This is a genomic window from Phocaeicola sp. RTP21359st1_B8_RTP21360_211022, from assembly GCF_040911965.1.
Taxonomy (GTDB): domain Bacteria; phylum Bacteroidota; class Bacteroidia; order Bacteroidales; family Bacteroidaceae; genus Phocaeicola; species Phocaeicola vulgatus.
On record NZ_JBDFXP010000011.1, the window covers coordinates 112,492 to 121,914 of the forward strand.

The following is a 9,423-nucleotide window of genomic DNA, read 5'->3' on the forward strand; positions in this document are numbered from 1 at the left end:
ATCTAACTTTATATTTGTTCACTGGTTTTGCCGAAACGGCGTTCTCTTTTCTGATAATCATAAATGGCTTTGCAAAATTCTTCTTCGCGGAAGTCCGGCCAGAACGTTTCACAAAAATATAGTTCGGAATAAGCACATTGCCAAAGCAGATAGTTGCTAAGGCGGATTTCTCCTCCGGTACGTATAAGCAAATCCGGGTCGGGCATATAGTTTGTACTTAAATGTGCACTTATCAAATTGTCATCGATGTCCTCAATGGCTAGTTTGTCGTTTTGAATCTTGGCCGCTATTTGTCTTACCGCTTCTGTTATTTCCCATTTGGAAGAGTAGCTTAAAGCAAGTGTCAGACACATACCAGTATTGATTGAGGTGCGTTCAATGCATTGGTTCAATCGTTCCAGAACTTCTACCGGTAACTTTGCCGTATCACCGATAATGCGAAAACTGATGTTGTTTTTCATGAAAGTTTCTTCTTCAATGGAGTCCATCAGAAGACTCATCAGAGCAGCGACTTCATCTACCGGACGATTCCAGTTTTCGGTAGAGAAAGTATATAGTGTCAAGTATTTGACTCCCAGTCTAGCCGCTTCTTCTGCTATGATGTGTACAGTTTCTGCACCGGCTTGATGTCCGAAGCTGCGCGCCTGTCCACGTTGTTTAGCCCATCTTCCATTTCCATCCATTATAATGGCTACATGGGCAGGTATACGGCTTTTGTCTATTTGCTCTCTATATGGCATGTCGCAATCTATTTTATATGACTCTCTTTGACTTTATTCCTTGGAATCGAATCCCAACTTATTGATTCGTCCTCTCCATACTTCTCCGCTTCGGCTCCATATAATCCACAAGAAGTTATTCTTGTCTACAACATAAGAATAGTTGCCGTCTGCCTGGTTGTATAGATCAGTGAATTCTGTAGGGAAGAATACATATCTTGAAACAGGTTTCCATGTAACGCCTTGATCCGTTGATCCGTAGAATCGGCTGAAAGCGGGAATGTCCTTACCGAAACTTTTACCCGGACCGCCGAAAGCGTATAATTGGTCGTTGTAATGAATCATGGCTATATTAGCCAGCTTGGGACAATAAAAACTATCGTATGCGGCTGTAGGATAATCTGCCCAACTGTCTTCTGTAGTCAGTCTGGTCCATACAGTAGAGGTCGTGTCGGTCGCAATGGGATTTTCTCCCATTAGTACCATACGGTCTATGAATTTATTGGTTACCAACGGGTAAGCTGTGTATGATAACTGATTTTTCGGGAAATTGGCCGGAACCTCGCCATTAGTATCCCAAACCAGAGCATCCGTACTTTCCATAAAATGATTGTTGGTGTCTATGGCGTACAATTTGCAGTTATGTTCTGAATGAACACCGGCAATCAGCTTCTCGAATTTGGTGTTAGTGCCCATCTTGCTCCAGCTTTTTCCGTCAGAGGAGCAGTACAGGTCATTGTCGGCAAGTATGTATAATTGGTTTCCCCATGCCATGACAGAAGAATAGTCCGCATTTTGCATATTTTCAGGTAAAGCCTGTAAGGACGTCCAGGTTTTTCCGTCATTGATGTGGGTGCTTGTAACAGCGGCGCCATTGTCTTGCTGTGCGAAAACATAAATATAATCCCCTAATGTGACTGCTTTCTGTGCTTGGATAGTGTTGTCGAAACTACTTCCTCTATGGCTCCACTGCAATGAGTCGGGAACTTGTTTATGTACATTAATCTCGGCTTTATAAATAGGTCCATAGACTCCGCTCATCGCCATAACTTTAAATTGGACAGGCTTTTCGAAATTCAAGGAGTCGGTATCATTCCACAACGAATCTTTGTCCTCAGCGACAATAAAAATGCCAATACCGTCTGATTTTATGCTGACTACGACTTTGCTGATGTCTGTACCGACTGGCAGGGAGTCTACGTTGTAGATATGTCTTGTGCCTTGGTCGATGGCAAAAGGGTATTTGGTACCATCAACGGTGAATGTCAGCGTTGTGTCTTTGCCATTAACCTTTTCGGTATATTGAGTTTCAATTTTATCTTTTATAGCAAAAGAGGTAATGCTTGATTCTGAACTATATTCTGTTTCTACTTCGTTGTCGTCCAAGCAAGATGTAATCATAAAAGCCGCAGCAAGCAGACTTGTGATGACAGTCAAAAACTTTATTTTCATTTGCAAATGAGTCTATTGTTACAAGTCGCAAAAGTAGGAAGATTTTTTTCTATATAGAAGTTTTGGGACAAGTTTTATATTAATTTATAGATAAACCAGCCCTTTTTCTCGGTCAATCAGCCACATTTTATCTTTGAATTTGTGAATGGACGGCATGCATTATTTCTCTTCCAAAGTATATTTTATTCAGTTTAAAGTGTTTTTTTTGAATAGAAGGTGCCTGTATTCCATTGTTTAAGCGTAGTGGAGCCTTTTCTATGAAGGCTTCATCCCATAAGCCGGAGTCTATGAAAGACTGTAATAAAATACTTCCGCCTTCTACTAGGAGTGATTGTATTTTTTTCTGATATAATACTTCCATTATTTGCGGCAGGATATCTTTGTTGAAATCCAACGATATATATTCTGTTAATGCGTTTGGCTGACAGGGGGATTCCCGGGTAAACACGAATGTCTTTATTTTGCCGTTGAAAAGTTCCAAATCTCGGGGTAATGTCAAATCTTTATCTATTACCAGACGCACGGGATGCTTGCCGTACCAATTCCGGGTGGATAGGGAGGGATTGTCAAGTAATGCCGTGTGTCGTCCTACTAATATAGCGTCATGTTCGGCGCGTTTTTTGTGTACCAGCATGCTGGTCAGCGGATTGGAAAGTATGATCGGCTTTCCTCCTGTGCGGTTTATATCGATAAAGCCATCAGCGGATTCTGCCCACTTTAAGGTTATGTATGGGCGTTTGAGCGTGTTGAATGTTATGAAGCGTCTTATCAGGTGCCGGCATTCCTCTTCTAAGACGCCTACGGTTACTTCAATGCCGGCTTTGCGCAGTTTCTCGATGCCTCTGCCGGCTACTTGGGAAAACGGGTCTATGCAGCCTATTACGACTTTGGGGATTCTCTTCTCTATAATCAGGTCGGCGCAGGGAGGGGTTTTTCCATAATGGGAGCATGGCTCCAGACTTACGTATATGGTTGATTCCTTCAAAAGATTTTCGTCTTTAACGGAACGTATGGCGTTTACTTCGGCATGTGCCTCTCCGCAACGGATGTGGTAGCCTTCTCCAATAATGGTGTCGTGATATACAATGACAGCACCTACCATCGGATTAGGGGCTGTGTTACAAAGTCCGTTGTATGCCAGTTGCAGGCAACGGGAAATATATTTTTCATCTTTTGTCATAACGATCTTGTTTAAATTCTTACTTTTGCATATAAAATGACACTATGAATCCTGTTGTATCTTACATAAAACAAACCTTGCAGGGATATTACCCTGATTCAGAACTTGTGCCTATGGCTAAATTGCTGCTTACACAAGTCTTCGGCATGTCTGTTGTTGAATTGTATGCAGGCAAAGATACTACTTTTTCGGTGAATGAGCGGAAACAGCTGGATGATATTCTGGTTCGTCTGCAAAAACTGGAACCTATTCAATACATAATAGGTACGGAAGAATTTTATGGCCTTACTTTTGAAGTGAATAAACATGTATTGATTCCACGTCCGGAAACAGGGGAGTTGGTAGACTGGATTATACGGGAGCATAAGTATGGTGGGGTTAGAATATTGGATATTGGTACGGGGAGCGGCTGCATCGCTGTCTCTTTGGCCAAGAATTTGGAAGAGGCGGAGGTCGTTTCATGGGATGTTTCAGAAAAGGCGTTGCAAGTTGCGGAACGTAATTGCAGGCGGAACGGTGTTCGTGTAACTCTTGAGCAAAGGGATGTGCTGCTTGTTTCTCCTGCAGGTGAGCGGTTTGATGTCATTGTCAGCAATCCACCTTATATTACAGAAAAGGAGAGGGCGGATATGAGTGCTAATGTCTTGGAATGGGAGCCGGAATTGGCTTTGTTTGTGCCGGATGATAGTCCGTTGCTGTTTTATCGGAAAATAGCAGAATTGGGTAGGGATATGCTAGTGTCTGGTGGAAGGCTTTATTTTGAAATTAATCAGGAATACGGTCGGGAAACGGTGGATATGTTGGCTGGTTTGGAATACAAAAATATAAAATTGAGAAAAGATCTCTTTCAAAATGATAGAATGATAAAAGCGGAGAAATAAGATGAAGGGAGAATTAAGTGAGAATGATTTGAGGTATAAGGCAGAAGCTTATTGCTCTTTAATGGAGCGTTGTGTAGCAGATGTAGAGGCTAAATTATCACAATGGGGAGCCACTCCGGAAATGATGGAGAAAATCGTTCGGCATTTGCAGGATGAGAGATACATTGACCAGAAGCGTTTTTGCTCGGCTTTTGTTCGCGATAAATATCGCTTTAACCAATGGGGCAGAGTGAAAATCTGCCAGGCTTTGCGCATGAAGAAAATCCCTGCGGATGTTATAGCCAAAGGATTGGAGGAAGTAGATGAGCGGGAATATATGGAGATACTATCTGGTTTGATCGAGCAGAAAAGAAGAAGTGTGAAAGCATGTACGGAATACGAACGGAATGGGAAATTGATTCGTTTTGCAGTTGGTAGAGGATTTGAAATGGAGGCTGTTTGCCGTTGTGTGAAACAAACCGGAGAAGATGATGTCTATCTGGACTGATCTTTGGAATTTATTTTTCCCTCATAGTTGTCTGCTTTGTGGGCGGCAGCTTATATCAGGGGAGAGAGTGCTTTGCTTGAAATGCTTGTCGGGGCTTCCGCGTACTCAATTTCATTTACGGAAAGATAATATTGTAGAATGTAATTTCTGGGGAAAAATACCGGTGGAGCATGCCACCTCTTTTCTTTATTATGCAAAGGGAGGAAATGTCCGACAGTTGTTGTACGAACTGAAATATCATGGTAATCAAGAAGTGGGTGAAGTGATGGGGCGGATGATGGCATCTGAACTTATGTGTTCTCATTTTTTTGATGGGATAGATTTGATTGTTCCTGTTCCGTTGCATCAACGTAAAAAACGTTTAAGGGGGTATAACCAAAGCGAATGCCTGGCAAGAGGAGTTTCGGTGGTGACAGGTATTCCTATGGATACTAAAGTTGTGATAAGAAGCAGGTATACTGACACACAGACGCATAAAGGACAATATGCAAGATGGGAAAACGTGCGAAATTTGTTTGCCTGTATTTTCCCTGACAGCTTGGAAGGAAAGCATCTTTTGTTGGTGGATGATGTGCTGACAACAGGGGCTACGGTTGTTTCTTGCGCTGATGCCTTTCGTGGCATACCCGGATTACGTATCAGTGTGCTTACTTTGGCATTGGCAGGGGAATCCTGATAACAACAACTATTTTTTAGAAAAATACCTTGTCCGATTTTTCATTATCTCGATGTATTTCTATATTTTTGCACAATATTTATCAGATATAGTTGAGTTATGAAGACTTTAGAAAAATTATTCGCAGAGAAATTACTGAAGATTAAGGCTATCAAGTTGCAGCCGGCTAATCCTTTTACTTGGGCGTCCGGTTGGAAGTCGCCTTTTTATTGTGATAACCGCAAAACTCTTTCGTATCCTTCTCTTCGTAATTTTGTGAAACTTGAGATTAGCCGTATTGTCCTGGAGAAGTTCGGTCAGGTAGATGCTATTGCCGGTGTGGCGACAGGGGCTATCCCTCAAGGAGCTTTGGTGGCTGAAGAGTTGAATCTGCCGTTTGTGTATGTTCGTTCTACTCCAAAAGACCATGGCTTGGAAAACCTGATTGAAGGTGAACTTCGTCCTGGTATGAAAGTCGTAGTTATTGAGGACTTGATTTCAACTGGCGGCAGCAGTTTGAAAGCTGTTGAAGCTATCCGTCGTGACGGATGTGAAGTGATTGGTATGGTCGCTGCATTTACTTATGGTTTCCCAGTGGCAATTGAAGCGTTCAAGGAAGCAAAAGTGAACTTGGTTACTCTGACTAATTATGAAGCTGTATTGGATTCAGCCTTGAAGACCGGATATATTAATGAAGAGGATGTTCCGGTTTTGGATAATTGGAGAAAGGATCCGGCTCATTGGGAGGCAGGCAAATAAGTTATAGTTTTAAAACAAATATAATATGAAGAGAACCGTTCGGGAATTTTTATGGATTTCCGGATTGTTCTTTTCGTGTTTTTAGAGAGCAGGTATTATGGCACAATTTGAGAGTGGTGTGAAATATGTTCCTTATAGTCAGGAACAGGTGTTTAATAAGTTGTCGGATTTAAGTAACTTGGAATCTGTACGTGATAAATTGGCCGACAAGGTACAAGGTATGGAGTTCGACAGTGACTCTTTAAGTTTTACGGTACAAGGCATAAGCATTACTTTGCGTATTATAGAACGTGAACCTTATAAATGTGTTAAATTCGAAAGTGAAAAATCTCCGGTCCCTATGAATTTGTGGATTCAGATTTTGCCTGTAGAGGCTGGGCAGGCAAAACTGAAAGTAACTATTCGTGCAGAAGTGAATATGTTTATGAAGGCGATGGTTGCTAAACCTTTACAGGATGGTGTGGATAAACTGGCTGAGATGTTATCGATGATTCCTTATTAAAAATAAAGACAAATATGGCACAGAAACTTTGGGAAAAAAATGTCCGGGTAAATGAGGAGATAGATCGTTTTACTGTAGGACGTGACCGTGAAATGGATCTTTATCTGGCTAAACACGATGTATTGGGCTCAATGGCACATATCACCATGTTGGAAAGTATCGGTTTGCTTACAGCCGGAGAATTGGAAATGCTATTAGCGGAATTAAAGAATATCTATGCTTCTGCCGAAAAGGGAGAGTTTGTAATAGAGGATGGTATAGAGGATGTACACTCGCAAGTAGAATTGATGTTGACGCGTAAGTTGGGAGATGTCGGAAAGAAAATTCATAGTGGACGTTCACGCAATGACCAGGTGTTGGTGGATTTGAAGCTGTTTACTCGTGCGGAATTAAAAGAAGTGGCCGAAGAGGTGGAGCAACTTTTTCATGTGCTGATTTCTCAAAGCAATACATATAAGGATGTGTTAATGCCGGGTTACACTCATTTGCAGATAGCGATGCCTTCTTCATTTGGCTTGTGGTTTGGCGCGTATGCTGAGAGTCTGGTGGATGATATGATGTTTCTGCAGGCTGCATTCAAAATGTGCAACCGCAATCCGTTGGGCTCTGCTGCCGGGTATGGTTCTTCTTTTCCGCTCGATCGTGAGATGACCACCCGCTTGTTGGGATTTGATTCGATGGATTATAATGTGGTGTATGCGCAGATGGGGCGTGGTAAGATGGAACGTAATGTGGCTTTTGCTTTGGCTTCTATTGCCGGGACAGTTTCTAAAATGGCTTTTGACGCTTGTATGTTCAGTAGCCAAAACTTTGGCTTTGTAAAACTTCCGGATGAATGTACTACCGGCTCCAGTATAATGCCTCATAAAAAGAACCCTGATGTCTTTGAATTGACACGGGCAAAATGCAACAAGCTGCAGGCTCTTCCTCAGCAGATTATGATGATAATGAATAATTTGCCTTCGGGGTATTTTCGTGATTTGCAGATTATAAAAGAAGTTTTCTTGCCTGCGTTCCGGGAGTTGAAGGAATGTCTGCAAATGGCTGCCTATATTATGGACAAAATTAAAATCAACGAACATATTCTGGATGATGACCGTTACCTTTATATCTTTAGTGTGGAAGAGGTCAACCGTTTGGCGTCTGAAGGTATGCCGTTCCGTGATGCTTATAAAAAGGTTGGCCTGGACATAGAAGCCGGCAAGTTCACCCATGACAAGAAGGTGCATCATACTCATGAGGGTAGTATCGGTAATTTGTGTAATGACAGGATCGAAAGCTTGATGCGGCAAGTAGTGGACGGATTTAATTTCTCAGTCATGGAACAGGCTGAACGAAGCCTTTTAGGTAGATAGAAATAATTGTAAAACGTAATAGCATGAAATATCAACCTTCGGCAGACCGTTATAGCAAAATGCAGTACAAATACTGCGGAAATAGCGGCTTGCTTTTACCTCGTATCTCTTTAGGTTTGTGGCATAACTTTGGTAGTGTGGACGATTTTGGTGTAGCAACCGATATGATTAAATATGCTTTTGATAGCGGGGTTACACATTTTGACTTAGCTAATAATTATGGTCCTGTTCCGGGAAGTGCTGAGATTAATTTCGGTAAAATTCTGAAGGAGAATTTCCAAGGTTACCGTGATGAATTGATTATTTCCTCAAAAGCAGGACACGAAATGTGGAATGGACCTTATGGGGGAAACAGTTCGCGTAAGAATTTAATGGCCAGTATCGACCAAAGCTTGTGTCGTACCGGTTTGGATTACTTTGATATATTCTATAGTCACCGTTATGATGGCGTGACCCCGGTTGAGGAAACGATGCAAGCGTTGATTGATATAGTGAAGCAAGGAAAAGCATTGTATGTGGGTATTTCAAAGTATCCGCCTATGCAGGCAAAGGTGGCTTATGAAATATTGAGAAGTGCCGGTGTGCCGTGTTTGATCAGCCAATATCGTTATAGTATGTTTGATCGTGCTGTGGAGGAGGAGGTATTGCCGTTGGCCGCTGAACAAGGCTCCGGCTTTATTGCATTTTCGCCTTTGGCACAAGGATTGCTGACCAATAAATATTTGCATGGTATTCCGGAGCACTCTCGTGCGGCTCGTGCTACTGGGTTTTTGAAAGTAGACCAAGTGACAGAAGATAAAGTGGAAAAAGCACGTCGGCTGAATGAGGTGGCTGTACGCCGTGGGCAGACTTTGGCTGAGATGGCATTGGCATGGGTGTTGAAAGACGAACGGATGACCTCTGTTATTGTGGGGGCAAGTTCTGTAAAACAGCTGGCAGATAATCTTCATGCGTTGGATAATTTGGCCTTTACTGATGCAGAATTGACCGAAATAGAGGGAATTTTACGATTGTGAATAAAAAAATGGGTGTAAAGTTTGGTTGGTATTATAAAATGGCTTATCTTTGCACCGCGTTAAAACAAAACGCGGAAATAGCTCAGTTGGTAGAGCATAACCTTGCCAAGGTTAGGGTCGCGAGTTCGAGTCTCGTTTTCCGCTCTCTCTCGTCGAGGATGCTCGAATGGTGGAATCGGTAGACACGAGGGACTTAAAATCCCTTGGCCATTGCGGCTGTGCGGGTTCAAGTCCCGCTTCGAGTACAAGATGTAATTGCAATCATTGGAAAACTGATGATTGCGATTTTTGTTTTGTATATTCACCATAAGATATTCTTGGCTCAGTTTGAAAACTTGGGATCAGTTGTAAGTTTTAGATGGAGAAGTATGAGAAAGTGATGGCAGCATCCTTTTTCAACACATAAAACAAGGAGCT

General features: G+C 42.1%; 10 protein-coding genes and 2 tRNA genes. 9 read left to right on the top strand and 3 right to left on the bottom strand.

Annotated features, from left to right (window positions below):
• Positions 1-8 precede the first annotated feature (8 nt).
• The 3 genes from AB5062_RS07875 to ribD form a co-directional block, all read right to left on the bottom strand.
• Positions 9-740 (bottom strand): isoprenyl transferase, encoded by a 732-nt coding sequence (locus AB5062_RS07875; RefSeq protein ID WP_005844501.1) that lies wholly within the window; start codon positions 738-740, stop codon positions 9-11.
• 33 nt (positions 741-773) lie between these two features.
• A complete protein-coding gene (locus AB5062_RS07880; RefSeq protein ID WP_032952997.1) occupies positions 774-2,171 on the bottom strand; it encodes a DUF6242 domain-containing protein in 1,398 nt (465 codons plus the stop codon).
• Positions 2,172-2,298: 127 nt separating this feature from the next.
• Positions 2,299-3,351 carry a bifunctional diaminohydroxyphosphoribosylaminopyrimidine deaminase/5-amino-6-(5-phosphoribosylamino)uracil reductase RibD gene (gene ribD / locus AB5062_RS07885; protein ID WP_032952998.1) on the bottom strand — a complete coding sequence of 351 codons (1,053 nt, stop codon included), beginning with the start codon at positions 3,349-3,351 and terminating at the stop codon, positions 2,299-2,301.
• A gap of 44 nt (positions 3,352-3,395) precedes the next feature.
• Here ribD and prmC point away from each other — a divergent pair, with 44 nt between their 5' ends.
• The 9 genes from prmC to AB5062_RS07930 all read left to right on the top strand — a co-directional run bounded on the left by prmC (position 3,396) and on the right by AB5062_RS07930 (position 9,251).
• A complete protein-coding gene (gene prmC, locus AB5062_RS07890) occupies positions 3,396-4,232 on the top strand; it encodes a peptide chain release factor N(5)-glutamine methyltransferase (protein WP_032952999.1) in 837 nt (278 codons plus the stop codon).
• Position 4,233: 1 nt separating this feature from the next.
• On the top strand, positions 4,234-4,719 hold the full coding sequence (locus AB5062_RS07895; protein WP_008666702.1) for a regulatory protein RecX: 486 nt from the start codon (positions 4,234-4,236) through the stop codon (positions 4,717-4,719).
• Positions 4,700-5,395, top strand: coding sequence for a ComF family protein (locus AB5062_RS07900; protein WP_005844511.1), 696 nt, complete (start codon positions 4,700-4,702; stop codon positions 5,393-5,395). Before AB5062_RS07895 ends, AB5062_RS07900 begins: the two co-directional genes overlap by 20 nt.
• 99 nt (positions 5,396-5,494) lie before the next feature.
• Complete coding sequence (pyrE, locus tag AB5062_RS07905; RefSeq protein ID WP_005844513.1) at positions 5,495-6,133, top strand: orotate phosphoribosyltransferase; 639 nt, start codon at positions 5,495-5,497, stop codon at positions 6,131-6,133.
• A 97-nt stretch (positions 6,134-6,230) separates the two neighbouring features.
• Positions 6,231-6,635: a hypothetical protein gene (locus AB5062_RS07910; RefSeq protein ID WP_005844515.1), complete on the top strand. Its 405-nt coding sequence runs from the start codon at positions 6,231-6,233 to the stop codon at positions 6,633-6,635.
• A 14-nt stretch (positions 6,636-6,649) separates the two neighbouring features.
• Positions 6,650-7,990, top strand: coding sequence for an argininosuccinate lyase (gene argH, locus AB5062_RS07915; RefSeq protein WP_005844516.1), 1,341 nt, complete (start codon positions 6,650-6,652; stop codon positions 7,988-7,990).
• 23 nt (positions 7,991-8,013) lie between these two features.
• A complete protein-coding gene (locus tag AB5062_RS07920) occupies positions 8,014-9,006 on the top strand; it encodes an aldo/keto reductase (protein ID WP_005844518.1) in 993 nt (330 codons plus the stop codon).
• A gap of 71 nt (positions 9,007-9,077) precedes the next feature.
• Positions 9,078-9,150: transfer RNA gene (locus AB5062_RS07925), tRNA-Gly, on the top strand.
• A 16-nt stretch (positions 9,151-9,166) separates the two neighbouring features.
• Positions 9,167-9,251: transfer RNA gene (locus AB5062_RS07930), tRNA-Leu, on the top strand.
• Positions 9,252-9,423 lie beyond the last annotated feature (172 nt).